This window comes from Evansella cellulosilytica DSM 2522, assembly GCF_000177235.2.
In the GTDB taxonomy this organism is placed as follows: domain Bacteria; phylum Bacillota; class Bacilli; order Bacillales; family Salisediminibacteriaceae; genus Evansella; species Evansella cellulosilytica.
In genome coordinates this window covers 465,114-490,391 of sequence record NC_014829.1, presented here as the reverse complement: position 1 = coordinate 490,391, position 25,278 = coordinate 465,114, and the positions used below count along the sequence as shown (strand labels likewise).

The following is a 25,278-nucleotide window of genomic DNA, read 5'->3' as shown; positions in this document are numbered from 1 at the left end:
AGAAGACTCGCAAAATATTAATAGCCTTTTCTTTTTTAAAACATTTCACAAATACTTATATTTGTGAAATATTATCCTTGTGGATGATTGCAGGTATTTCAATCAAATCATCAATGATGAAATCTGCATGTACATCGCACCATTGGTGATCTCTTTTCCAAATCGTCTTCATGTTTACTCTATGAGCACCATCAATATCATTTTGAGGGTGATCACCAACAAAAAAACTACTCTTTGCCCGCACATTTAGTTGCTCTAACGCTCTTTGAAATATTCTTGGATCAGGTTTTTTAAGATTTTCCCATTCTGAAATTAAAATTAAATCGAAGTAATCCTCAATTTTTAGTGCTTTTATGTTATCCATCTGGAATTTCCCTTTTCCATTCGTAATAATCCCTAGTAAAAGTTGACTCTCTTTCAGAGAATCTAGCATTGCATTTAAGTTTGGGAAAGGAATACAGTGATTTCTAAATTCCATTATATAATCTTGAAGCAGTTCATCTGAGGAAATTTCTCTGATAATAAATTCTTCGACTAATTGTTGATACACTATATCCTTCCATACGTATCCTCGCTGTTCTATATGTATAAATCTATTAATATAAGTTTCTTTCGGAATATGATTTAAATAATTACTTAACCTATCATATTGGTGACTCACAAAGCTTCTTACAGATGCGTCACGGTCTAACAATGTATTATCTAGATCAAATAAAACAGCCTTCATCATCTTACATCTCCTATCGAGTATGAATTAGGAGGGAAATACACTCCCCCATAGTATTTTAACATTTTATTCCAGATATAAAATTTGATTACATAGATTTATGTAGATCACAAGACTGTTGGATATTTTTGTAAGTGTTGATATGATTTTAAAGTACCAGTTTGCAAAAAAGCCTATCCCCACAGGAGGATTTTATTCATGTTTTATACACTACTGTCTTTATTAGCTATTTTTATAACGATTTTTGAGAAAATTGCTGAAAAGAAGCTTGTAAAAGGTGAAATAAAAAAACTATCAGAAACGAGTGGAAACTACTTAAGTAAAATAGGTGAATTAGTCATTGCCATTACCGCACTCTTAATTCTGTTTTTGGTAATGGACCAAACCAACTACAATGATATGATGTGGTTCTGGGTGAGCTTTGCTATCGTACTTTTTACTTTTAGAGCCACTCTGGAACGAATCTATTTAGAGGGGAAAAAATATGTAGCTACAGTTGCTATCATGATTTTTTTTGTTATTGGTATCATTAATATATCATTCATCACTAGTAATATGATGTATACGACATTCACTGAAGAAGTATTAGAAAAACTCAATGCTACTGAGATTGATAAAGTTGAATTTATTAGAGGAGCTGATAGAGCTCAAGTGACATTTCATGCAGAGGATGAAATTCAAAATGTTCTTCATCTTTTCGAAAGTGTAAATCTTAAACGAGATAGAAATATCTATATACATTATGATGAGAAATACACATTAAGAATTTATGGCGGCTATAAACAAGATGATCTCGATAATCTTAGGGAAGCCGTTTTTAAAATAGAGTTCGATGATCAAGCCATGTGGATTCATGAAGCACCTCTAGGAACGAGGAGAAATGCTTCTCATTACTACGAGGCAATACATGATGATAATAACTTGTTGGAAAAATTAAAGATTGATGAGTTTGATTGGATTTTAGAGTAAAAAATGTAGGAATTTAACAACTTTAACTGTCCTAAAACAATTCGAAATACATTGACGTTTTTAGTATCCGATTAAATCTTTATACTAGAGGTGACAATTCAAGAATATTGCTTTGTATAACCCCTTCCCTCTTATAAACTAGCATCTGACATTATAATTTCATCAACTTTACATTGCTTTCCCTAATTATTGGTAAGATAATATATTTAGACTCTATATTATGATAAACAGTGTAAAGGAGAAAAAAATGGAACAACAAACGCAGCAAAATAAACCAAAAGTTGAGATGACCCCACTTGACTCTAACAAAAGGTTAAATCACATTGATAGTTTAAGAGGATTTGCTTTGTTAGGAATATTACTTGTGAATATGTTTGCATTTCAATACGGGACATTTGGAATGGAGTTAATTCCCCCAGTATTAACTAGCAACATTGACCAAGTAACTTATACCTTTATTAGTTGGTTCTTTCAAGGTAGCTTTTATCCTATTTTTTCGATGTTATTTGGCTTCGGGGCAATTATGATTTGGGAGCGTTCCCAAGAGCGCGAACGTCCTTTTTACTTGTTATTTGTTCGTAGATTACTAATACTAATGGTAATGGGTTTTGTTCATTTATACTTCATTTGGGATGGAGACATTTTACTTACATACGCGATTACAGGTTTTTTATTTATCTTTTTTGTTAATCGAAAAGCAAAAACACTCCTCATCTGGGCCATTGCCATAGCAGCGCTTATAAACCTACCTGGACTATTGCCTGGAGATGATGAAGCTATCGTGACTTTTGACTCTTATGTGGAATATGAACGGGATGTTTTAGGTAATGGAACGTATGGAGATATTGTTCACCATCGATTTACAGCTAGTCCATTTGAAAAGATCGACTACGGAATCGAATTAAGTGCTTTAGAACGTGAAATAATGGCAATTGTGATGACAGTTTTTAACTTTATTACGATGATTACTCAAACGTTACTATTATTTTTAGTAGGAGGCTATTTAGCGAAGAAGCGGTGGGTACATCACCCGAATGACCATAAATCAACGCTTATGAAAATAGCTTTCATAGCGATCATTTTAGGCTTAATTATAAAAGCAGGTAACGTATTTACTACTAATGAAAGTCTAGAATATTTCGGTTATATTCTTGGTGGTCCTTTATTAGGGTTAGGATATATTGCAGCATTTTGTCTTCTGTTCAACAAGATAGGAGAAACGAAGATTTTTAAAGGTTTTGGATACGTCGGTAGAATGGCACTTTCCAACTATTTGGCTCAATCTATCGTCATGACGACTATCTTCTATGGATATGGGTTTGGGTTACTAGGAAAACTAGGTACGTTTATCGGTGTCCTCCTTGCACTTGCTCTCTTCTTGATTCAAATGTTCATTAGTCGATTATGGCTAAAGCGAAATCAATTTGGACCTATGGAGTGGTTCTGGCGTGTTGGTACGTACTTATCCATTCCGAAGATGAAAAAGTAAGTTTTATAATAAACATATTTTGAGGGAGAAAGATTTATGTTCTCCCTCTTTTTCGTTACTGAAGGTATGATGTTGATAAGAGTTGCTTATGCTATCATTTGTGTGTTGTTTAAGTTCTATCAGTATTTACTTACTTGACCCATTTAGTCTTTGTTAGTTAAACGACGCCCCCACGGCGTAAGATAAAATATGACATAATATGAGAAGATAAACCAAACAACGATGAATGCACCGCCTAATATTGTGAAGATGTAACTACGCAGTGTAGTGTCGTTTGGAAATATCGCTTCTACAATGACACCTAGAAGGATGATAGTAGCCATCATTATTAATAAGGGACGCATTCTTAAAAAATATTTATCTCTCCATCGAGCAAGCTTTTTCATTTAATATTCACTCCAATTACTCCTTTTTACATTGAGGTCTTTATTATACTAGCTTCGATCTCTCAATTTCAAACAAGGAGATAAATGAGCATTTAGAATAGAAAAATATAGTAAATGATGAGCGCCAGCACAAACAGAGGTAGAATAAAGTATAATGCCTTCTTAAACTCTCTCAAAAATGGCTTCATACCTCTCCCATATGTAGAAGACTCGGTCAGTTCTAAAGCCGTTATCATAACAACTCCTAGTGCTAATGCAACAAATAGTAGCATCGTCATAGCTTATCTCCTCCTTTGAAAGAATTCGATATTTACCTTTTTTCAGTCCCTCTTTAATTATTTTGCACAGTAAAAAGTTGCTCTGTACTTTTTCTGTGCCTCTTGAAAAATTAAAGGTGTCTACAAGGAATGATTAAAGGTTGACTCAATAGGTAAAAAATCAACCTTTAAGTCAACCTCAATTGTTAAGCTACATGTATTAGTATGCAATATCTCTCTTTTGGAAGAACACAGTTGTAATGGCTAAAAATACAATGACGTATATAGAAAGAACAACTAAAGAAAACGGCAACGTCACGCCTTCCATCAGTGTTTCTTGTGCCACATATTGTGGTAAGTTTAAATGTGAAATAAAGATAAACTTGAACCATGCGGTATCTTCTAAAAAGAAGACTAAAGATTGTGATAGCATACTCGTTGCAAACAAAGTAAATATTCCAATTCCGACTGCTAATGCCTGATTTTTAAACAGTGTTGATAAAGAAAAAGAGATAACGATAAATACTAACGTGTTTAATATATATAATCCAATTTTTGCAAAAATCAGTGGACCTACAGTCCATTCAGCAGTTTCTCCCATAAAGGATCTCTCAATGATTGGATCACTAAAGCTTCCTGCCTCGTAGAAAATGGTACCTATCAAAAAGTTAGTAATAAACAACGTAGCGATTAAAATGAGCATATAAACAACTACGATCATAAACTTTGAAAGTAAAAATTGCCATCTCTCATACGGCCTAATGACTAATTGTTTTATTGTCCCCGAATTAACTTCTGAAGAAACGATCGTACTTGAAACGATGACAGAAAATAACGTTATAAACGAGGCAATTCCTAATAATGTGCTATTAATAAACGTCATATTTGTCGTTGCAGTTGGATCCACACCTGCCTCTAAATAGGCCTCATGTTCATTTATAAGTTCCTGTGCCCATTCTTTTTCCCACTCTTCATCCGTCGTTGCAATAATTTCTTCCTGATGTGCAATTTCCATTTCTAGCCCAACTTGCCAATCACCCGTTTCCGAGGCATAAGGATCGCTCATTAACTGATTGTGCATAATACCAACAAAAATAGTAATGATGATAAGAGCTCCTATGAAGAACCAATTTTGTTTCTTCGACCAAAGCTTTATCCACTCGTTTTTAAATAGTTGCCACATAACTTACTCTCCCCTCACCCTTTTTCCGATACTGTCGTTAATTTTAAGAATTTTTCTTCTAACGATGTTTTAGCCGATTCTATCGCATAAACATCAATATTATTTTCTACTAATAGCTTGTTAATTTTTGGAATCATCTCACTCTTCATTTTTAATTGAAGACTATTATTTTCGTCTGCTACATTCGTTACTTCTAATTCACTTTTTTCGACCAATGCTGATGCTTCATCTAATTGTTTCACTTTAAAAGAAACAATCAGCTCATCTTCATCTCCATTATCATTAAGTGCGGAGATAGAGGATACATCAATGATTTTTCCATGCTCCATAATGGCTACACGGTCACACATTAGCTGCATTTCACTTAATAGGTGAGAGGATACGAGTGTGGACGTACCTTGTTGTGCTAAAATTTTTAAGTAGTCTCTTAAATCGCGTATACCTTGGGGATCAAGTCCATTCGTAGGTTCATCTAAAATAAGCACAGCCGGCTTATGTAATATAGCTTGAGCAACTCCTAATCGTTGCTTCATACCTAATGAATATTTTTTCACTTTGTCATGGATGGCATGATCCATCTTCACTAATTTTACAACGTCCATTATTCTTTCATCTGTAATTTCCTGGCGAGCCATTCTTGCATACTGCTTTAGATTTTTAAATCCTGACATATGATCATAGAATGCTGGATTCTCAATAATTGCCCCGATTTCTTCTTTACACCTTTGGCCTTCACTATCTAAATCTCTTCCGTTGATAATTACTTTCCCCTCTGATTTACTAATGAGACCGACAATCATTCGTATTGTTGTCGTTTTCCCAGCCCCATTTGGCCCGAGTAACCCAAGAATTTCTCCTTTATCCATTTGAAATGTTGCTTCGTCTACTATTCTTTTATTTCCTCCGACTATTTTCGTGAGACCTTCTACTTCAAGTGCATAGCTACTCATTTCTTCTCTCCTTTACTCCTTTATATAACATTGATCAAATTTAATTATCTCTCCAATAAAGTATTACGTTATAAAGCTATTAAAAGTTTCATCGTATATAGATTTCCACTATTACGGCGTGAGAAAACAACTTGCATAAACCTTATAAAGTTCCCATTTTTTGGTATGTGATGTGGTACAATAATACATATCTACTAAAATCGCTTTTTCTCTACAAAAACACCGTAAGAAAAAGAGGAGTGTATATTATGATAAAACTATCTCAAGAGAAATATGCCCTTGCAGTTCATTATATTCACCACTACGCTCGACCAATTGATCGCGCCTTATTTGAATATCACTTTAATAGCGGATCAAGTCTCGAAGTGATGCAGCAGTTGCAGTTTTATCAAAATGAAGATGGTGGCGTTGGTCACGGGCTAGAGCCAGATATTCGATCCAAATTCTCTAGTCCAATCGTATCAACTGTTGCGCTTCAATATGCACGCGAAGTAAAAGCATCATGGGAGCACCCTTTTATTCAATCTGTCATGAAATATTTCACTGATACATATTATTCTTTTGAAACATGGCCGCTTAAGCTGTCCCATATGAATGAATTTCCGCATGCCGATTGGTGGAAACACTCAGAGGATGTAACCTCCTTTCAAGCAAATCCTGGTGTTGAGATAGTAGGATATTATCATGCTTATCCTCAAGCGATTCCAGAGCAGCTGTTTCATATTTTTCAAGAAAGTGTATTTCAACATCTCGATAATCAACATAAAACACCTGAGTACCATGAAGTGTTGTGTTATTTACGTTTAGTAGAAGAAATGCCTGATCCAGGGAAAACGATGATCGTTGAATATTTAAGAGATAGTATTAGAGATATCGCAACACTCGACCATACACAATGGGGTGGTTATTGTGCGAAGCCACTAAGTTTAGCACCTAGCCCAAATGCAGCGATGTTTAATGCATTAGAAGATGTCATTCAAAAAAACTTAGATTATGAAATTAACAATCAGAAAGAGGATGGTTCGTGGGAGCCGTTTTGGGAATGGGGACAATATAAAGATGAATGGGAAACCCGTGTAAAGCAAGAATGGAAAGGCTATTTAACCGTCCAAATGCTAAAAACATTAAAAAACTATGAGAGAATTGAATAAGAAAAACAAAAAAAGAGCTTCGTTTAGCTCTTTTTTTGTTTTTCTTAGAAGCGGTGAAGAAATGATGCCACATGTTTTTAAAGTAGTAGTGAGGGCTCTTCTCGCTACTACGCGTGGCATCAGGTCCACCGCCAAATGTAATGTATACATTTCCTTTTAAAAAGAAAGGGAGACAATAGCTAAAAATCAACCTATTGAACCCCTCCCCTCTTGAAATTAATATAAATCTTGAAAAACAGCCAGTTTTTTATTTGGTACAATCATTTTGATATGATTGTGTAAATTAGTAAATTCTCCTGGTAAGTCTCCCCCGTATTCTCCATCAAGGTTTAAGTGCATTTCAGTTTTAGAATGAATCTTGATTCTGCTAGCTTGCACATATATTACGCAATCATCATGGATATGCTCTCCTCGCAGTGCCGCACTAACCACCCTGACTACATCAGCCAAATTTGTTTTCTTCAATATTAAAAGATCGAATAGCCCATCATTTAAATAAGCTTTTGGTGCAAGCTTCTCGAAACCACCAACCGAGTTCGTATTCGATACTAAAAATAACATGATTTCTCCTTCGAACCACTTTCCATCATATTCTATTGTTACTTCCGTTGGACGAATTCGAGGTAATTTTTCAAAACCTTTTACATAATAGGCTACTTGTCCAATCATCGTCTTTAATTTACTTGGAACTTCATACGTTAATTCTGTAAGTGTTCCAGCCCCAGCAATGTTAATAAAAAATTGTCCACCGACTTTTCCAACATCAACATATTGCTCAGTACCATTACATAATACATCTGTCGCTTCACGAATGTCTCTTGGTATGTGCAACGCTCTAGCAAAATCGTTTGTAGTTCCTGCTGGAATAACACCAAGCATCGGGCGATTAGGCTGTTCTGCTAGACCATTCACAACTTCATTTATTGTTCCGTCTCCACCAGCGGCAATGACAAGGTCAAAACCTCGTTCAGCAGCTAACCTAGCTGCTTTTTTAGCACAGTCTTTGCCAGTAGTAGCATGTGTGGATGTTTCATAGCCAGTTATTTCTAGCTGTTCTAGTATATAAGGTAATTGTTTTTTCACTTGTTCCCTCCCAGAGGAAGGGTTATAAATTAGTCTACACCGTTTCATTAACTTGTCCTCCAAAGGGTTTAATCACGATCACGGTACTATAATGTCAGTATATCACCACTACAATGAATAAAGGAATGAAAATGCCCTTTCTCTAAACAACACTTTCATTTATATGTATGTTTTTAAAAGGTAAGTAATGATAGTCATTGTCCAATAATTATTATTAAAATGTTTTTATAAAATGTGAGCAAAATCATTTACGTATTTTTTTTGATCGTATACGATATATAAAAAGGAGGTTCACAATAATGTCAAAATTTATTCACAGATTTTTCATATCTGTACTTTCAGTTGTTATTTTCAGCGCTATTTTAGCTGGCTATACGTACTTGTTTAGTAGTGGTGAACAGCTCGGTTTTGGTTTACTTTTAGGTATTTATTCTTTCTATACCGCCCCTGTATTTATTCTTGGTGGTATTCCTGCGACATATATTGTGGATTTCTTTGTTAAAAATCGGAATACTGAAGTTAGAACAAAGCTTGAAGCGTATTGTAGAAACTTTGCTTTGTATGCATTAGCAGGTATTGCTGTAGCAATGGTTTATTCCGCAATTACGTCTTTAGCAAATGGAAACTTCTTCTTTACACTTGGCGATTCATTATTGAGCATTGTTATCGGTTTGGCTGCTGCTGCTGTTTATTATAATATTAGTCTTTTGCTACAAATAAATTGGGAAAAGATGAAGGAACAGTACGAGAAGGAACAGCAAGCAAACGAATCAAATTTTTAATGTACACTTATCATATAGAGGCTGTTCAAATGTCGCTTCACACATTAGATCAGCCTCTACATTTTTTCATTTCACCCTCGATAAAGCTTGGTATAGTTACCCTTAAGCTGAAACTCTCCTCATTATCCTTTAATTTCCTTATAACAATGAATGATCATTTCTCATAACTAGTCCTATGTAGGAAATAATAAATATAACTTGTTCTACATTGGGGGATTTTTCATGTCAATCTTATCTAAACAAACAGATAAAACATATTGCCGTACAGAATACGACACGTTAAAACGTGTTGTATTGTGTGAACCTAAACATATGCATATCCGCGAACAAATAAATGATACACAAAAGCATTTTGCAAACGAAGGTCTTCATATTGAATTAGCAATGGAACAACATCAACATTTTGTCAAAGCATTAGAAAAGCATGGTGTTGAAGTGATATTACTTCCTCCAAATTCTAAATATCCAGAACAAGTATTTACTCGTGACATTGGTTTCACCTTAGGTCAAACAACCTTTGTAGCAGAGATGGCACATGGTGCTAGAATAGGGGAGGAAAACATTCTAAAGGAATGGCTAGAATCCAAAGAAATTCCTTATTATAATTTGTTAGGAGATATGGTAGAAGGTGGCGATGTCATTATTAATGGACATCAAATATTTATTGGATTAAGCAATAGAACGAACCAAAATGCCATTAACCATATCCAAAAGCTTTTACACGAGTACGAAGTAATAACCGTACCTTTTACTGAAAAATATTTACACTTAGATTGTGTGTTCAATATTATTTCAGAGAATGAAGCGTTATATTTCCCACGAGCTTTTGACAAAAAGGAAGAAAAGATATTAGCAAAGCATTTTGATTTAATTGAAGTAAATGAAGAAGAGCAGTTCACACTTGGAACAAACGTACTTTCTATTGGTAAAAAAAGAATTGTTAGCTTACCTATAAATAGAGAAGTCAATCAGCAGCTTCGTATTCGTGGTTATGAAGTGATAGAAGTCGATATTACAGAAATTATTAAGTCCGGTGGATCTTTTAGATGTTGTACTATGCCTCTTGTTAGAGCGAAGGACTAAAGTTTTGTTAGAAAAGGTGCTCCTCTTTGCTGAGCACCTTTTCATTTATGATTAATATGTTAGTTTAACGGCTCCCATGGTCCATAAGGATATCCGGGTTCTTGATTTTGTGTCCACCATTTTGCTTGCCACAATTGTCCGTTATGGTAAACAATTTCATTCGTGTAAATTTGCGTTGGGTCCCATGCTGGATACTCTCCTGGATCACTTGGTGGCGTTGGATCCGGTTCTCCTGGGTCTGGCTCACCTGGATCTGGTTCTCCTGGGTCCGGCTCTGGTTCTGATGGTGGTGGTGGATCGCTCGGTTCACTTGGAGGAGCATCTCCTAAAGGCTCCCATGGCCCATATTGATTAGCTCCCGGCTCTTGATTTTGTGTCCACCATTTCGCTTGCCATAACTGACCGTTATGATACACAATTTCATTTGTGTAAATTTGATTTGGATCCCATGCTGGATACTCCCCTGGATCACTTGGTGGCGTTGGGTCCGGCTCACCTGGATCTGGATCAGATGGAGGTGTTGGATCGCTTGGCGGAATAGACGCTGATTCTCTTATTTTTTCCCTCACAAATGCACCAGATGGAGACAATTCAGCCGCTGTCCACCCACCAGTTGGGTTTGCACCAGGCATTAACGCTGCAGATGACTCATCTTTATGTGTTAAAGACCAGTTTGCCCAGCTTAAATTTCTCTCATCCATAAAGTCAATCCACACTTGGGCTTCATCTAAAAATACGCCACCATCACCCGTAGCCGCACTCGTTCCCCACTCACTAACGAATATCGCTGCTCCTCGACTTAAAGCATAGTCAACTTGATTTCTTAATTGCTGACCATGTGTTCCAGCGTAGAAGTGGAACGCATACATTACATTCGGGTCATCTAGTTGGTTATCAGCTGCTTCGTGTACATCCTGACTCCAAGTTGCTGTCCCAACAATGACAATATTATTAGGATCGTTTGCACGGATTACTGGGATTACTTCCTCTGCATATGGTTTAATATGGCTATCCCATCTTACATTATGTCCGTTTGGTTCATTCGCAATCTCATAAATGACATTCGGATAATCCCCATAAAGTGCAGACATTTCATCAAAAAACTCTTTTGCTTCTTCCTTATAAATGTTCGGGTCATTATCAGAAAGAATATGCCAGTCAATAATGACATATATTCCGAGATCAATCGCAGCTTCAACAGCCTCTTTTACTTTTTCTTTTACTGAAGGATCTTCAATATACCCTCCTGAAGATGTATACATCGCTGCTCGGAATACGGTTATTCCCCAATCGTCTCTTAACCACTTTATACTATCGTAGTTTACAAATTGTCCATACCATTGTAATCCATGTGAACTCATTCCCTTTAGCTGTACCGGGTCTCCATGTTCATTCACTAATTGACCGTTTTGAATACTTAATTGACCATTTTGCTCAACAACGGAACCATTATTTGCAGAAGTAGAGTTTCCAACAAATAATAATGCTAACGTAAATACAATAAAAATAGTCGTTAGTTTTTTCATCTTTTCCTCCTAAAATTTTTTTACAGACTTTAGAGACGAAATCGTTTTAGTTTCTAAACACACTTATAAACTAGCGAATTGTAAGCGCTATCAACTCCTCCCGAACGAAAATGGTTTTTCGTTGTTAATTTTATAAAACAAACTCTCTTTATTCAATCAGTGAATATACCTAATCAATAAAATAAGCTTTATACTAAGGTAGGTCAAATTATCTGACAAGCATGATTTTCGTCAAAATACGCCCTTATTGCACTTCTTTTTTTTGAAATCAATTAGTTTAGTTTTATAAAATAAAGCTTTACTACTAGATAAAAAGTTTTACACTAATGTCTCACAATTTATTAATTTGCATGTAAATGATTCGTAAGAAAACCTTTTCTTATTAAAAGTGTTTTACAGAATTGGAAAACTACTACTTAAGTATGGGGTTAACTTATTGCAGACGAATAGCGGAAAGTATTTCAACTCTAATATGTAAAATGAGAATGCCAATCGTCCAATTTAGACTCTTGGCATTCTCCTTATATCATTAGTAAATTTCTATCATTATATCGTTAATTGAGTGGTTCCCACGGACCGTATGGGTCGCCTGGCTCTTGATTTTGCGTCCACCATTTTGCTTGCCATAGCTGGCCGTTATGGTACACAATTTCATCTGTATAAATTGTATTTGGATCCCATGCCGGATAATCTCCTGGATCACTTGGTGGCGTTGGATCCGGTTCACCTGGATCTGGTTCTGGTTCACCTGGATCTGGATCAGATGGTGGTGTTGGATCACTAGGTGGTGTTGTTGCTGACTCTCTTATTTTTTCCCTCACAAATGTCCCAGATGGAGATAGTTCAGCCTCTGTCCACCCACCAGTTGGGCTTGCACCTGGCATTAACGCCGCAGATGACTCATCTTTGTGCGTTAGAGACCAGTTTGCCCAGCTTAAATTTCTTTCATCCATAAAGTCAATCCACACTTGTGCTTCATCTAAAAACACGCCGCCATCACCAGTAGCTGCACTCGTTCCCCATTCACTAACAAATATTGCTGCTCCTTGATCTAATGCATAATCTACTTGGTCTCGTAAATTTTGTCCATGTGTTCCTGCATAAAAATGAAATGCATACATGACGTTCGGATCTGTTAACTGATTATCAGCAGCATGATGAACATCCTGACTCCATGTACCTGTACCTACAATAATAATGTTATTAGGATCATTGTTACGGATAACCGGAATTACTTCCTCTGCATACGGTTTTATTTGATTGTCCCACGTAACATCACTACCATTCGGTTCATTTGCAATTTCGTATATCACATTCGGGTAATCTCCATACAGCTCAGACATTTCATCAAAGAAATCCTTTGCTTCTTCTTTATATATATTCGGGTCATTGTCTGAAAGGATGTGCCAATCAATTATGACATATATACCAAGGTCTATCGCAGCCTCAACAGCCTCTTTTACTTTTTCCTTTACGGAAGGATCCTCAATATATCCTCCCGAAGATGTATACATCGCTGCTCGGAATACAGTTATACCCCAATCATCTCTTAGCCATTTCATGCTTTCATAGTTTACAAATTGACCGTACCATTGTAAACCATGGGAACTCATCCCTTTTAACTGAACTGGTTCGCCTCGATCATTGACTAATTCTCCGTTACTAATACTTAATTGCCCATGCTCCTCTACAACTGAATAATCATCAGCAGCAGTCGTGTTTCCTATAATGAACAATGCCAGTGTCATGAGCAATACGACAAAAATAGTAGTTATCTTTTTCATATTTTCCTCCTCGGTAATGTTTTAGCTTTTCATACTGAAACGAAATCGTTTTAGTCTGCGCTTGCACTTTTTAAGGAGTATATGTAAACGCTATCACCCTCTTCCAAAAAAAATGTGTTGCGGAATTCATTGTATAGAACAATTTTTTTTTATTCAATACGAGAATATACCTAACGCCTTTCTTTATTAGTAAAAAGTCATAGTACTATGCTACTGTGTGCATGTATATTCGACATTTAACTACATAGAATAGCAAAACTTTTATGTTGTTACCCTCCTCAACTAATAAATCTTTCCGAAAAAGATTTCTATACTATCCTCCGTTTTTCTCTATTGCTCTTCTTTTTTTCCGGATAAAATCTATATTGATAGGTTAGTATTTTTATTTTAAAATTTGGTTATTTTATCCTAACCATCAAGATTTGAACTTAATCAATAACTATATTCTTTTGTTCTCATTTCACTGTGCATACAGGAAATGGATAGTTTCTCTTTCAATTTATGGATAATAATTCCATAAAAACTAGGCGAAAGTGCTGTTTTACTTTAGATGATTATTTTATAAATTATTATAAGAAAAGACTAAAAAAGAGCTGGATTAAGCTCGATTTTAGTCTTTTCTTATAAGCGGTGAAGAAATGATGACACATGTCTTTAAAGTAGTTGTGAGTGCCCTTCTCGCTACTACACGTGGCATCATTTCCACCGCCAATTTTGCTTTGTGAATCTTGATTATCTTTTATTCATCTCTTCGACTAGCATCTTATTTACTAACTGAGGATTCGCTTTTCCTTTAGATGCTTTCATTATTTGACCAACTAAAAATCCAACCGCTTTCTTTTTGCCTGCTTTGAAATCATCAACCGATTGTGGATTTTGGTCAAGAACATCGTTGACCATTTTAAGAATCTCACCTTCATCAGATATTTGTACAAGCCCTTTATCTTTTACGATCTCCTCAGGATCGCCGCCGTTTTCCATTAGTTCACTGAAAACCTGCTTTGCAATCTTGGATGAGATTGTTCCCTTTTCTATGAGGGATATCATGTTAACCAATGATTTCGGGGTCATCGGAATGTCTTCAATTTCTTTTTCCTCAGCGTTTAGATAACGGCTAACTTCACCCATCACCCAGTTAGAAACTGGCTTTGCAGGACCACCCTCCGCAAGGCAAGCCTCAAAGAAATCACTCACTGACTTTTGCTGCGTTAATACACTTGCATCGTATGCTGGAAGATCTAGTTCATTAATATACCGCTTCCGACGCGCATCTGGAAGCTCCGGTATTTGCTTTTCGACTTTTTCTCTCCAGGCTGCATCGATATGGAACTCGACAAGGTCTGGATCTGGGAAGTATCTATAGTCGTCAGATCCCTCTTTTACACGCATCAATAACGTTTTATTAGCCTTTTCATCCCATCGTCGTGTTTCCTGAAGGATTTCTCCTCCGCTCGACAATACTTCCGCTTGACGCTCTTGCTCGTAAGCTAAACCTTTTTGTACGAATGCAAAGGAATTCAAGTTCTTCAGCTCCGTTTTCGTACCAAATTCCTCTTGACCAACAGGACGTAAGGAAATATTCGCATCACAACGGAGAGAGCCCTCCTCCATTTTACAGTCAGATACTTCAATGTACTGCATAATAGCCTTTAATTTCTCCAAATAAGCATAAGCTTCCTCTGGAGTACGAATATCTGGCTCAGAGACGATTTCAATTAAAGGTGTCCCCACTCGGTTAAAGTCTACTAATGAGTGTCCCATTCCATCTACATGTGTAAGCTTCCCTGCATCTTCCTCTAAGTGTAAACGGGTAATACCAATTCGCTTTGTCTCGCCATTTACTTCTATATCAATCCAACCATGCTCTCCTACTGGCTTATCAAACTGGGAAATTTGGTATGCTTTCGGATTGTCAGGATAAAAATAGTTTTTTCTATCAAACTTCGTTACTTCGGCTACTTCACAGTTCAGCGCCATAGCTGCACGCATCGCAAATTCCACCGCCTGCTTGTTCAAAACTGGGAGAACTCCTGGGTGACCGAGACAAATGGGACATGTGTGCGTGTTGGGTGGTGCACCAAATTCAGTGGAGCAACCACAAAATATTTTTGACTTCGTTTTCAGTTCTACGTGGACTTCAAGTCCGACAATCGTTTCATATTTCACTCTCGTTCCCCCCTTATAGTTTTGGCTTTTGTTCGTTGAAATTTGTTGCTTGTTCAAATGCATAAGCTACACGGTACACTGTTGCTTCGTCAAAGTGCTTACCTATTATTTGTAAACCTACTGGTAACCCACCAGCTAGTCCACTCGGAACGCTAATTGCTGGTACTCCTGCTAAGTTTACTGGAATCGTTAAAATATCTGTTGCATACATCGTTAATGGATCATCGGTTTTTTCACCTATCTTAAAAGCTGTCGTAGGTGCTGTAGGACCAATAATGACATCATACTTCTCAAAAACATTTTCAAAGTCCTGTTTTATTAGCGTTCTTACTTGTTGTGCTTTTTTATAATAAGCATCATAGTACCCCGAGCTTAAAGCAAAGGTACCTAGCATAATTCGACGCTTCACTTCATCTCCAAACCCTTCACTACGAGACTTACGGTACGTTTCGATAAGGTTCTCCTCTTCTACACGAACACCGTAACGAATACCATCAAAGCGCGCTAAGTTTGCCGAAGCCTCTGATGAAGCTAATAAGTAATAGGCCGCCGTCGCATATTTAGAATGTGGAAGAGAAACCTCCTCCCACGTAGCCCCTAGGCTTTCTAGTGTCTTTAACGCCTGCATCACTTGCTCACGAACTTCGCTACTTACACCTTCTCCGATGTACTCTGAAGGAACCGCAACCTTTAAGCCCTTAATATCTCCATTCAGACCATTAGTGAAAGACGGTACGTCTACATTTGCACTAGTAGAATCCATTTTGTCGTGCCCTGAGATCGCTTGAAGCACGTACGCATTGTCCTCTACATTGCGAGTAATAGGTCCAATCTGATCGAGTGATGACGCAAACGCGACAAGACCAAATCGAGATACACGTCCATAAGTTGGCTTCATACCGACAACACCACAGAACGATGCTGGTTCACGTATGGAACCACCTGTATCAGAGCCTAAAGAAAACAAAACTTCACCTGCAGCAACAGAAGCAGCCGAACCACCGCTAGAGCCACCAGGAACGCGATTTAAGTCCCACGGATTACGAGTTAGTTTGTAGCCTGAGTTCTCATTGGACGAGCCCATTGCAAATTCGTCCATGTTTAATTTACCGATCGTAATGGCTCTTGCATCTGCAAGCTTGTTTACTACTGTTGCATTATGCTGTGGCTCAAAGTTTTCTAGTAGCTTGCTTGCACAAGTCGTACGAATTCCTTTCGTCACAATGTTATCCTTTATTCCTATTGGCAAGCCAAACAACGTTCCTTCTAGCGTTTGAATGGCCCCTAATTGTTCATCTAATTCTTTCGCTTTTGCTCTTGCTAGCTCCTCTGTCAAATGAAGAAAAGCATCAACCTTTGATTCTACCTGATTGATTCGGTTATATGATTCATTCACTAAATCAGTAACAGATAGTTCTTTTTTATGTAGAAGTTCATGTATATCTGCGATTTTATGATCAAACAAACTCACATTACTTTCCCCCTTTACTCTAACACCGACGGCACTTTAAATTGTCCATCTTCATGGTCAGGTGCATTTTTTAATACTTTTTCTCTTTCAAGAGAAGGCTTTACTTCGTCTTCTCTTAAAACATTTTTTATGTCGAGGACATGAGAAGTAGGTTTTACATTTGATGTATCGAGCTCATTAAGCTGCTCCGCATAACCTATGATATCGTCTAATTGTTGCTGAAACATATCGATTTCTTCATTCGTAAATTCAAGTCTCGCTAAATTAGCCACATGCTCTACTTGTTCTTTTGAGATACGAGCCATTTCATTCCACCTCCAATTGGTCATTTATCCGTATTTTACCACTGTATTACAATAGTATGATGATACCAAAGAACAGAAATACAAGCAATCTTATAAAAATACAAAAGCTTTAGCCTTTTAACATGAAGCGAACATATTTCAAAAATTGTGAAGAAATTTTGCCGACTTCTTCTTAAGTAGTAGAAAGAGGGATTCTCACTACTACGCCCATTTTCACCGCAAAATTTCTTGTCTTTTTTTAATAGGAGTAATATTACGGGTTTACTTGTGAGGTGCGAATTGTCAAATCACAAACGAATTCACACGCTAAAACTCACATCTTTCGCAACTAGATTGACAGTATAATTATTCGCATAAAAAAATGGCGCGAAAGTTCTTCGTACCATTGTTTTTATGTTTGCTTATTTCACGAATCGTTTGTTGGAGTAAATGCGGTTTTATTGGAAATTTATTAGATAAACTTGGCTTATGCCAAGTCCATGTATTCCTCTCTTTACCAATGAAATAAAATAAGCGGAGAATTTCCGTTTAAAATCAAAATTGACCTAATTTCGTGGCAAATAAGGGTAGTTTTTCCGCTTATGCAAAGGAAATCCCCCCTTTTTCAAGAGTTTCGAGTCAATAAGGGGAATTTCTCCGTTTATTCAGACTATTTTCAGTGCTATTTATTAAATAAGCGGAATTTCTCCGTTTATTTATTCAATTGAGTATTTCTGCTCGTTTCTTTCATTACATTGCTTGAAAGATGGAAAGATTATATATATATCTTTTCATTTACTTTTATATAAAAAAACAATTCCTTACCTTTCACATTAAAATTCACATGGCAAATCACATCAATATTTATTTCTAGCTATGCGAATAGGGGTGTGAATTACTGTATGTTTAACAATAAAACACTGATATAACAACAAAAAACACATGTGATTTCAACTGTGAAATCGCATGTGTTTTGCTTGTGAATTACTTGTTTGCACCTCTGTGGTAAACCCGTTAGAGTAATCCTACAGGCCATTTTATTTATATACGTGAATATACGGATCTTCTCCTGGATATTGAATAATTATCGCTTCTGGTCCATTTACGGAGTTAATGTACACATTTATTGGTGCGTCAAAAGTAAACAATGAGCTTACTTTACCACTAACAAATTGAGTAAGGGCAATAATTTCAGCTTTCCCGTGCGATTGGAGATTAAACTCTATCGTTAGCTCGTCTAATGCATCATTTTTATAGCGACCTTTTCCTACAATCCCCATTGATCTACCGAAAAACTCTTCCACCTCATCTTTAAATTGGCCAAAGGAGTTTGATAAATTTGGATGTACAGTACGGGCATTCGAAGATGGGAAAAAGAAGAATTGCTCGTTAATTTCTTCCCAATCATTAATAAATGCATCTTCGCCAGATATATGCGCCATTGATATAAATGTCCCTGGAACAATAGCCCCACGGCGTTCTTCCTGATAAAGAGCAATCGTAATAGGAACATTTTCTAAACCGTCTCTAGCTCTTATACGCTCCACGACTTGTTCAGCCATTTCCTTACCTGCAGCTTCAGCATCTTCTGGCTCTATTGGCTCTTCGTGAAAATAATAGCGCCCTTCTTCATCTTCCGTCCGGAAATAGTAAACTGAGTTAAGAGAAAGACCGATTACAATACCACCGAGCATAATTTCTCCATCATCATTTCTTTGCACATAGTTATGCTCCATGACATGGGAAAGAACGATTGGACTTTTTCTCATTTGTTCTTCTAGATCATCGCCTTCTCCTAATGGTGGATTGAGACCAAAGCGATAGCGATCCTCATTAGGGTTATACCGACGTAACCAGCTATTAATAGTATTGCCCGTTAATAGCTCGCCTTCTTGAAAATAAAAGTCTTCTTGGCTATACCTTGCAGTTGCAATTTCCATTAGCCCTAACTCAAATTGGTTCATATCTATTCGATTATTCATCGTATGAGCGACAGTGCCCCTCGCTTCACTCCGATGATATATACCATCAGGAAGTAAATTACGATAATAGTTTTCTGGTGTATCGATAGTAGGAGTAATGACAAAATGCTGTTCCTCTGTTTCCTCTGTTTGCTCAACAACGATAATTTCTTCTTCTCCGCGGTCTAACGTAGGGATACACCCTGTTAATAATAAAAGAAAGGAAATACATACAATACTTAATTTTCTCTTCATCGATTCACACTCCCTCACCAGGTGCACTATCATTTAAGTTCTATTCCTTTGTTAACTCTTCTAAAAATCTTGCTTCATCCCATATTTCAATATTCAAATCTTGTGCTTTTTTCAATTTTGAGCCAGATTTTTCCCCGGCAATTAAAAGGTCTGTTTTACTACTAACACTGCCTGTAACATTACCACCACGAGCTTCTATCTCTTTCTTTGCATCCCCTCGTGCCATCTGTTCCATCGTACCAGTAAGTACTACTGTTTTACCAGAGAAATATGCATTATTTGCATCATCACTAACATTGATGTTTGGTCCTTTATATTCTAAGTTGATATCTAATGCTTCTAGTTCAGAGATAAGCTCCTTCACTTCAGGTGTTTCAAAATATGTGACAACCGCATCTGCCATTTTTTCTCCAACCTCATTAATAGCTTCTAGATCTTCACGAGTTGCATTCTGTATTTGATCTATCGTGTTAAAGTGTTGCGCTAAAGTTTTTGCTGCTTTTGCACCTACATGACGTATACCTAATCCAAACAAAAGCTTCTCGAGTGAGTTCTCTTTACTCGCTTCTATCGCTCGTAATAAATTATCAACCGATTTTTCACCCATACGCTCTAAGTTTAGCAGTAATTGTCTCTCTAGCTTATACAAGTCAGCTACATCTTCAATGAGCTTATGATTAAATAGCTGTGTAATGACCCTCTCCCCTAAACCGTCAATGTTCATCGCATTTCTAGAAACAAAATGGATGAGGCCTTCTCGTATTTGAGCAGGGCATTTTGGATTAACGCAGCGTAGAGCTACTTCTCCTTCAATACGGATTAACTCACTGTGGCATTCAGGGCATTGTGTTGGCATGGAAAAATCTCGTTCTTCACCAGTACGCTGTTCAACAAGAACGTTGACCACTTCCGGAATAATATCTCCAGCTTTTTTGATCGTGACTTTATCACCAAGCTTTAAATCCAATTCCCGAATGAGGTCTTCATTATGCAAGGAAGCACGTTGAACGGTTGTCCCAGCTACCGACACCGGCTCTAATATTGCTGTCGGTGTAATAACTCCTGTCCTACCAACACTTAGCTCAATATCCAATAACGTCGTAACAACTTCTTCAGCTGGAAATTTATATGCGGTTGCCCATCTTGGACTTTTAGCGGTAAAGCCTAATTGCTCTTGATCTGCAAGTGCATCCACTTTTATAACAATTCCATCTATTTCATAAGGAAGATCAGCTCTTTTACTAAGCCAACTCTCACAGTAATCGATTACTTCGTCAATCGTTTTACAATGCTTTTGATGCTCGTTTGTTTTAAAGCCAAGCTCTTTGACATAGTTTAACGCGCCATGGTGTGAAGGAATGTCTTCCCCTTCCACTTTACCAACTGAATAAATAAAAATATCTAAGCTTCGTTTCGCTGCAATTTTTGGATCCAACTGCCTTAATGATCCTGCAGCAGCATTTCGAGGATTGGCAAAAAGCTGTTCTCCATTTTTTTCCTTCGCTTCATTCAAACGAATAAATGAACGCTTAGGCATAAAAGCTTCCCCTCGAACTTCGATTGTAACCGCCTCTTTTAGTCTTAATGGAATAGACGGAACGGTCTTCAAATTACTAGTGATGTCTTCACCAACCGTTCCATCCCCACGCGTTGCCCCTTGTACAAATCGTCCTTGCTCATATTTCAACGTAACAGCAAGACCGTCTATTTTTAACTCACAGCTATATGTCGGTTCATGGCCTAACCCTTGGCGTACACGACGGTCAAAGTCGCGTAACTCTTCTTCGTTAAAAGCATTTGATAAACTAAGCATCGGTACGTCATGCTGCACTTTACTGAAATGCTCTAAAGGTTGTCCGCCAACACGTTCACTAGGTGAGTCATCACGTTTCCATTCAGGATACGCCTCTTCTAGCTTCGTCAGCTCATGTAATAGCTGATCATATTCAGCATCAGAAACCTTTGGTTGATCTAGCACATAATAATGGTAGGCATAATCATTTAATATATTGGTTAATCGGTCAATTTCTTGTTTTATGTCATCCTTTGCCATCTCGTTCCCACCCTATTGTTTCGTTATTGGTGCAAATTTTGCAAACAAGCGTTTAACTCCAACCGCAGGAAAGGCAATATCTAATTCGATATTTTCGCCATCTCCCTTCATACTTACAACAGTTCCTACCCCCCATTTGTTATGAGAAGCTTTATCTCCAACAGCCCAATCAAAGGATTGTCCACCAGTTACTGTCGTTTTTGAACGCTGTGTTACAGTACCTCTAGGTGCAGCCGTATTTGTCGGTCTAGCTGCCCCTCTTCTATTACTCGAAGAAAAATGCGCCCCAGTTCCCGAACTTGTATGACTTCTCGTCGTTTTCATCCAATCTGGCATGCTATTATCTTCTTTTGGATTAACGTGCTCTACACAATCATCTGGTATCTCGTTTAAAAAGCGTGACGGAGGATTCATATTCGTTCTACCGTATAACGTTCGCATTCTTGCTCTAGAAATACATAGTTCCTGTTCTGCTCTCGTAATTCCTACATATGCTAAACGACGTTCCTCTTCCATTTCTGCTTCTTCCATCAATGACCTACTATGCGGGAAAACCCCTTCTTCTAGGCCAATAAGGAAAACTAAAGGAAATTCTAGCCCCTTTGCGGAGTGTAGTGTCATGAGCAATACTTGATCTTCTTGGTTGCCATCATCATCCACTTTATCGATATCTGCTATTAATGCTAAGTCAGTTAAGAAAGCGACGAGTGTCTTATCTTCACTCGTTTTTTCAAATTCTTGCGTTACTGTTAAAAACTCATTAATGTTTTCTAAACGCGCTTCTGCTTCTAAATTCTTTTCATTTTTTAACATCTCGCGATAACCTGTTTTATCTAAAAGCTCGTCTACTAATTCAGTTACAGGCAAGTAGTCTTGCATTTGTACCCACCCATTAATTTGTTCAATGAATTCCGTAAGAGTTTTCTCAAAGCGTGGGCTAAGACCAATATGTCTCACTTCCTGTAGCGCTTGAAAAATAGATAGGTCATTCCTTGCAGCATAATCATCAATTTTCGCTAGTGTCGTCGCACCAATACCACGTCGTGGAACATTAATAATCCTTCTAAAGCTAATATCATCGTCTGGATTGGCTACTAGACGTAAATATGCTAATAAGTCTTTAATCTCTTTTCTATCGTAGAACTTTGTCCCTCCAACAATCGTATAAGGAATGTTCGATTTAACTAGCATTTCCTCCATGACTCGGGATTGTGCATTCGTTCTATAAAGAATAGATATATCTGAGGCTCTATAACGTCCAGAGTCTGTTGCTTCTTTTATTTTCCCAACAACATATTGTGCTTCGTCATGCTCACTATCGGCCTCATAAAATTTAATTTTTTCTCCATCGTCATTCTGTGTCCAAAGCTTTTTAGGCTTTCTATTTGAATTATTTTCTATCACTTCATTCGCAGCTTGAAGAATTTTTTTCGTCGACCGATAATTTTGCTCAAGCATAATCACATTGACATTTGGATAATCATTTTCAAAGGATAAAATATTTTGAATATCGGCTCCTCTCCAACGATAAATAGACTGGTCTGAATCCCCTACGACACAAATATTTTGGTGTCGGTCTGCCATCATTTTCACTAATACATATTGTGCACGGTTTGTATCTTGATACTCATCGACCATGACATAGCGAAAACGACGTTGATAGTATTCCAACACCTCTGGCACTTGCTTAAAAAGCTTAATAGTTGTCATAATGAGATCGTCAAAGTCTAATGCTTGGTTTTTCTTTAGTTCTTTTGTATATGCTTCATATACCTTTAACACTGTTAATTCGTATGGTCCCGAAGCTGTTTTTTCGTAATCCTTTGGTGTCTTTAATTCATTTTTTGCTGAGCTAATCGTCCCTAAAATCGATCTCGGCTCGTATCTTTTTACATCAATATTTAATTCCTTAAGAATACGTTTAATGACAGTAAGTTGATCTCCGGAATCTAATATCGTAAAGTTACGGCTTGTCCCAATCCGATCAATATCTCTTCGTAGAATTCTCACGCACATCGAGTGAAACGTAGAAATCCAAATTTCCTCAGCTGTAGATGCAATACGAGCCACTCGCTCCTTCATTTCCCTTGCCGCTTTATTCGTAAAAGTAATGGCTAATATTGACCACGGAGGCACCCCTTTTTCACCGATCAAATAAGCAATACGATGCGTTAATACTCTCGTCTTTCCACTCCCTGCACCAGCCATGATTAGTAGCGGACCATCACCATGCTTCACTGCTTCACCTTGTTCTTTATTTAAGCCATCTAGTAATTGCTGCTTTATTCGTTCCATGAAACCACCCCTCCAGAACGTACGTTCTATAATAAGTTCATTTTATCTCATTTCATACCAATTGTACACTTACTCCTGCACTGCATTTACTGTTTTCAAGGCTTCCTTAATATCCGTATATATCACATTTCCTACTATTATCGTATCTGCATGTTGCGCCATTTCTTTCGCTTGTTCAAACGACTCAATTCCTCCACCATAAAAAAGCCGACAATGCTCTAACACATATTTCACTTCAGCGACAATGTCGGGATCTCCATACTTACCGCTATATTCTAAATAAAATACTGGCATGTGAAAAAGCTTATCCGCCATTCTCGCATAAGCAATTACATCCTCTGAATCAAGTTCTGTATTGGCATCTGTTAATTGTGCTACTTTAGAAGATTGGTTGAGTACACAATAGCCTTCTGTCACTACTTCATCCCAGTTCATAAGATGACCATACTCCTTCAACGCTCTATGATGAAGACCATTAATCCATGTTGCATTTGTTGTATTGACGACAGAAGGAATAAAGTAATAATCATATCCAGGTACGATAGAGTAGAGATTAGATACCTCTAATGCACATGCGACAGAATACCTTCTAATACGCATGAGAAGATCAATCGTATTTTCTTCTGTTACACCATCACTTCCACCAACAATGATTCCGTCCGTTCCAGATTCACAAAGAAGCTCTAAATCTTCGTCTGAAATCTCTTTGTTAGGGTCCAGTTTGAAGGCATGCTTCCATTCTTTATATTGTTTCATGGGTTTCCCCTCACTTTCGATTCTCTTGCAAACTTACTATGGAGCGGAGAGCAAATGTTAGTGCTAGTTCTTGATTGTTTTCCGTTCAACAGCATCTTCTCCACTTGAACGGAATACTTTCTTCTGTTGTTTTCCGTTCAACAGCATCTTCTCCACTTGATCGGAATACTTTCTGCAGTTCCTTTCCGTTCAACAACGCATTCTCCACTTAAACGGAATACTTTCTGCAGTTCCTTTCCGTTCAACAACAGCATCACAGCACCAACGGATTACAACCCTATTCCGCATCTTTATCTTTCTACTCTGCTGAATAGTATACCAAAAAAAAGCTCTTTACTCATTAGTAGAGTTTAACAATAAATGATGGTTTGCTGATTTACTGAAGTATCCTTAAAAAAAACTAAAAACGAGATTGAAGCAAGGGCACTGAAAAAGTGGCGTTCTTTCACTTTTTCGGTGCCCTTAAGCAATGTGCGTAGCCGTCGCAATCGTTTAAAAGCCTGATAGGAGCGGGTTTCTCCTATCAGGCGAGCGACTGCAATACAAATAAAAGGCACTGAAAAAGTTGTTTTATACTTTTTCAGTGGCCTCGCTTGAAGCTCGTTTTTAGTCTTTTCTTAGAAGCAGTGGAATTTCTCCATAGACTAGTGAGTGCTCTTCTCGCTAG

General features: G+C 37.3%; 20 protein-coding genes. 5 read left to right on the top strand and 15 right to left on the bottom strand.

Annotated elements, in window-relative coordinates; genetic code table 11:
- Positions 1 to 55 precede the first annotated feature (55 nt).
- Complete coding sequence (locus BCELL_RS02400) at positions 56 to 730, bottom strand: HAD family hydrolase (protein WP_013487072.1); 675 nt, start codon at positions 728 to 730, stop codon at positions 56 to 58.
- 195 nt (positions 731 to 925) lie between these two features.
- Between BCELL_RS02400 and BCELL_RS02395 the strand changes: the two genes are divergently transcribed.
- Together BCELL_RS02395 and BCELL_RS02390 are read left to right on the top strand one after the other, a co-directional pair.
- Complete coding sequence (locus BCELL_RS02395; protein ID WP_013487071.1) at positions 926 to 1,696, top strand: DUF4181 domain-containing protein; 771 nt, start codon at positions 926 to 928, stop codon at positions 1,694 to 1,696.
- Positions 1,697 to 1,943: 247 nt separating this feature from the next.
- Positions 1,944 to 3,185, top strand: coding sequence for a DUF418 domain-containing protein (locus tag BCELL_RS02390; RefSeq protein ID WP_013487070.1), 1,242 nt, complete (start codon positions 1,944 to 1,946; stop codon positions 3,183 to 3,185).
- A 143-nt stretch (positions 3,186 to 3,328) separates the two neighbouring features.
- Here the strand turns inward: BCELL_RS02390 and BCELL_RS02385 are convergent, their stop codons facing one another.
- The 4 genes from BCELL_RS02385 to BCELL_RS02370 form a co-directional block, all read right to left on the bottom strand.
- Entirely contained in the window at positions 3,329 to 3,571 is a 243-nt protein-coding gene (locus tag BCELL_RS02385) for a hypothetical protein (protein WP_013487069.1), read from the bottom strand.
- 92 nt (positions 3,572 to 3,663) lie between these two features.
- Positions 3,664 to 3,849, bottom strand: coding sequence for a hypothetical protein (locus BCELL_RS02380; protein ID WP_013487068.1), 186 nt, complete (start codon positions 3,847 to 3,849; stop codon positions 3,664 to 3,666).
- Positions 3,850 to 4,048: 199 nt separating this feature from the next.
- Entirely contained in the window at positions 4,049 to 5,011 is a 963-nt protein-coding gene (locus BCELL_RS02375; RefSeq protein ID WP_013487067.1) for an ABC transporter permease, read from the bottom strand.
- 14 nt (positions 5,012 to 5,025) lie between these two features.
- Positions 5,026 to 5,961, bottom strand: coding sequence for an ABC transporter ATP-binding protein (locus BCELL_RS02370; protein ID WP_013487066.1), 936 nt, complete (start codon positions 5,959 to 5,961; stop codon positions 5,026 to 5,028).
- Positions 5,962 to 6,209: 248 nt separating this feature from the next.
- Here BCELL_RS02370 and BCELL_RS02365 point away from each other — a divergent pair, with 248 nt between their 5' ends.
- Complete coding sequence (locus BCELL_RS02365) at positions 6,210 to 7,112, top strand: hypothetical protein (RefSeq protein WP_013487065.1); 903 nt, start codon at positions 6,210 to 6,212, stop codon at positions 7,110 to 7,112.
- Between the two features lie 216 nt (positions 7,113 to 7,328).
- On the opposite strand, the gene BCELL_RS02360 is transcribed toward BCELL_RS02365, so the two are convergent.
- Complete coding sequence (locus BCELL_RS02360; protein ID WP_013487064.1) at positions 7,329 to 8,243, bottom strand: diacylglycerol kinase; 915 nt, start codon at positions 8,241 to 8,243, stop codon at positions 7,329 to 7,331.
- A gap of 251 nt (positions 8,244 to 8,494) precedes the next feature.
- Between BCELL_RS02360 and BCELL_RS02355 the strand changes: the two genes are divergently transcribed.
- Together BCELL_RS02355 and BCELL_RS02350 are read left to right on the top strand one after the other, a co-directional pair.
- Positions 8,495 to 8,977, top strand: coding sequence for a hypothetical protein (locus BCELL_RS02355; RefSeq protein WP_013487063.1), 483 nt, complete (start codon positions 8,495 to 8,497; stop codon positions 8,975 to 8,977).
- 222 nt (positions 8,978 to 9,199) lie between these two features.
- On the top strand, positions 9,200 to 10,060 hold the full coding sequence (locus BCELL_RS02350; RefSeq protein WP_013487062.1) for a dimethylarginine dimethylaminohydrolase family protein: 861 nt from the start codon (positions 9,200 to 9,202) through the stop codon (positions 10,058 to 10,060).
- Between the two features lie 59 nt (positions 10,061 to 10,119).
- Here BCELL_RS02350 and BCELL_RS02345 read toward each other — a convergent pair whose 3' ends face one another.
- The 9 genes from BCELL_RS02345 to pcrB form a co-directional block, all read right to left on the bottom strand.
- Entirely contained in the window at positions 10,120 to 11,586 is a 1,467-nt protein-coding gene (locus BCELL_RS02345) for a cellulase family glycosylhydrolase (protein WP_013487061.1), read from the bottom strand.
- Positions 11,587 to 12,140: 554 nt separating this feature from the next.
- A complete protein-coding gene (locus BCELL_RS02340; RefSeq protein ID WP_013487060.1) occupies positions 12,141 to 13,370 on the bottom strand; it encodes a cellulase family glycosylhydrolase in 1,230 nt (409 codons plus the stop codon).
- A gap of 732 nt (positions 13,371 to 14,102) precedes the next feature.
- Positions 14,103 to 15,536 carry an Asp-tRNA(Asn)/Glu-tRNA(Gln) amidotransferase subunit GatB gene (gatB, locus tag BCELL_RS02335; RefSeq protein ID WP_013487059.1) on the bottom strand — a complete coding sequence of 478 codons (1,434 nt, stop codon included), beginning with the start codon at positions 15,534 to 15,536 and terminating at the stop codon, positions 14,103 to 14,105.
- A 13-nt stretch (positions 15,537 to 15,549) separates the two neighbouring features.
- A complete protein-coding gene (gatA, locus tag BCELL_RS02330; RefSeq protein ID WP_013487058.1) occupies positions 15,550 to 17,007 on the bottom strand; it encodes an Asp-tRNA(Asn)/Glu-tRNA(Gln) amidotransferase subunit GatA in 1,458 nt (485 codons plus the stop codon).
- A gap of 14 nt (positions 17,008 to 17,021) precedes the next feature.
- The gene (gene gatC / locus BCELL_RS02325) at positions 17,022 to 17,312 is read right to left on the bottom strand and encodes an Asp-tRNA(Asn)/Glu-tRNA(Gln) amidotransferase subunit GatC (protein WP_013487057.1); all 291 of its coding nucleotides are present in this window, start codon (positions 17,310 to 17,312) and stop codon (positions 17,022 to 17,024) included.
- Positions 17,313 to 18,328: 1,016 nt separating this feature from the next.
- Entirely contained in the window at positions 18,329 to 19,507 is a 1,179-nt protein-coding gene (locus tag BCELL_RS02320) for a CamS family sex pheromone protein (protein WP_013487056.1), read from the bottom strand.
- A 40-nt stretch (positions 19,508 to 19,547) separates the two neighbouring features.
- Positions 19,548 to 21,560: an NAD-dependent DNA ligase LigA gene (gene ligA / locus BCELL_RS02315; RefSeq protein ID WP_013487055.1), complete on the bottom strand. Its 2,013-nt coding sequence runs from the start codon at positions 21,558 to 21,560 to the stop codon at positions 19,548 to 19,550.
- 12 nt (positions 21,561 to 21,572) lie between these two features.
- Positions 21,573 to 23,855 carry a DNA helicase PcrA gene (gene pcrA / locus BCELL_RS02310; RefSeq protein WP_013487054.1) on the bottom strand — a complete coding sequence of 761 codons (2,283 nt, stop codon included), beginning with the start codon at positions 23,853 to 23,855 and terminating at the stop codon, positions 21,573 to 21,575.
- Between the two features lie 69 nt (positions 23,856 to 23,924).
- Positions 23,925 to 24,611 carry a heptaprenylglyceryl phosphate synthase gene (gene pcrB, locus BCELL_RS02305; RefSeq protein ID WP_013487053.1) on the bottom strand — a complete coding sequence of 229 codons (687 nt, stop codon included), beginning with the start codon at positions 24,609 to 24,611 and terminating at the stop codon, positions 23,925 to 23,927.
- Between the last annotated feature and the right edge of the window lie 667 nt (positions 24,612 to 25,278).

What these genes read in the sequence shown, in the direction of transcription:
- BCELL_RS02400 (WP_013487072.1), bottom strand. Translation starts at nt 730, where the DNA reads ATGATGAAGGCTGTTTTATTTGATCTAGATAATACATTGTTAGACCGT.
- BCELL_RS02395 (WP_013487071.1), top strand. Translation starts at nt 926, where the DNA reads ATGTTTTATACACTACTGTCTTTATTAGCTATTTTTATAACGATTTTT.
- BCELL_RS02390 (WP_013487070.1), top strand. Translation starts at nt 1,944, where the DNA reads ATGGAACAACAAACGCAGCAAAATAAACCAAAAGTTGAGATGACCCCA.
- BCELL_RS02385 (WP_013487069.1), bottom strand. Translation starts at nt 3,571, where the DNA reads ATGAAAAAGCTTGCTCGATGGAGAGATAAATATTTTTTAAGAATGCGT.
- BCELL_RS02380 (WP_013487068.1), bottom strand. Translation starts at nt 3,849, where the DNA reads ATGACGATGCTACTATTTGTTGCATTAGCACTAGGAGTTGTTATGATA.
- BCELL_RS02375 (WP_013487067.1), bottom strand. Translation starts at nt 5,011, where the DNA reads ATGTGGCAACTATTTAAAAACGAGTGGATAAAGCTTTGGTCGAAGAAA.
- BCELL_RS02370 (WP_013487066.1), bottom strand. Translation starts at nt 5,961, where the DNA reads ATGAGTAGCTATGCACTTGAAGTAGAAGGTCTCACGAAAATAGTCGGA.
- BCELL_RS02365 (WP_013487065.1), top strand. Translation starts at nt 6,210, where the DNA reads ATGATAAAACTATCTCAAGAGAAATATGCCCTTGCAGTTCATTATATT.
- BCELL_RS02360 (WP_013487064.1), bottom strand. Translation starts at nt 8,243, where the DNA reads ATGAAACGGTGTAGACTAATTTATAACCCTTCCTCTGGGAGGGAACAA.
- BCELL_RS02355 (WP_013487063.1), top strand. Translation starts at nt 8,495, where the DNA reads ATGTCAAAATTTATTCACAGATTTTTCATATCTGTACTTTCAGTTGTT.
- BCELL_RS02350 (WP_013487062.1), top strand. Translation starts at nt 9,200, where the DNA reads ATGTCAATCTTATCTAAACAAACAGATAAAACATATTGCCGTACAGAA.
- BCELL_RS02345 (WP_013487061.1), bottom strand. Translation starts at nt 11,586, where the DNA reads ATGAAAAAACTAACGACTATTTTTATTGTATTTACGTTAGCATTATTA.
- BCELL_RS02340 (WP_013487060.1), bottom strand. Translation starts at nt 13,370, where the DNA reads ATGAAAAAGATAACTACTATTTTTGTCGTATTGCTCATGACACTGGCA.
- gatC (WP_013487057.1), bottom strand. Translation starts at nt 17,312, where the DNA reads ATGGCTCGTATCTCAAAAGAACAAGTAGAGCATGTGGCTAATTTAGCG.
- BCELL_RS02320 (WP_013487056.1), bottom strand. Translation starts at nt 19,507, where the DNA reads ATGAAGAGAAAATTAAGTATTGTATGTATTTCCTTTCTTTTATTATTA.
- ligA (WP_013487055.1), bottom strand. Translation starts at nt 21,560, where the DNA reads ATGGCAAAGGATGACATAAAACAAGAAATTGACCGATTAACCAATATA.
- pcrA (WP_013487054.1), bottom strand. Translation starts at nt 23,855, where the DNA reads ATGGAACGAATAAAGCAGCAATTACTAGATGGCTTAAATAAAGAACAA.
- pcrB (WP_013487053.1), bottom strand. Translation starts at nt 24,611, where the DNA reads ATGAAACAATATAAAGAATGGAAGCATGCCTTCAAACTGGACCCTAAC.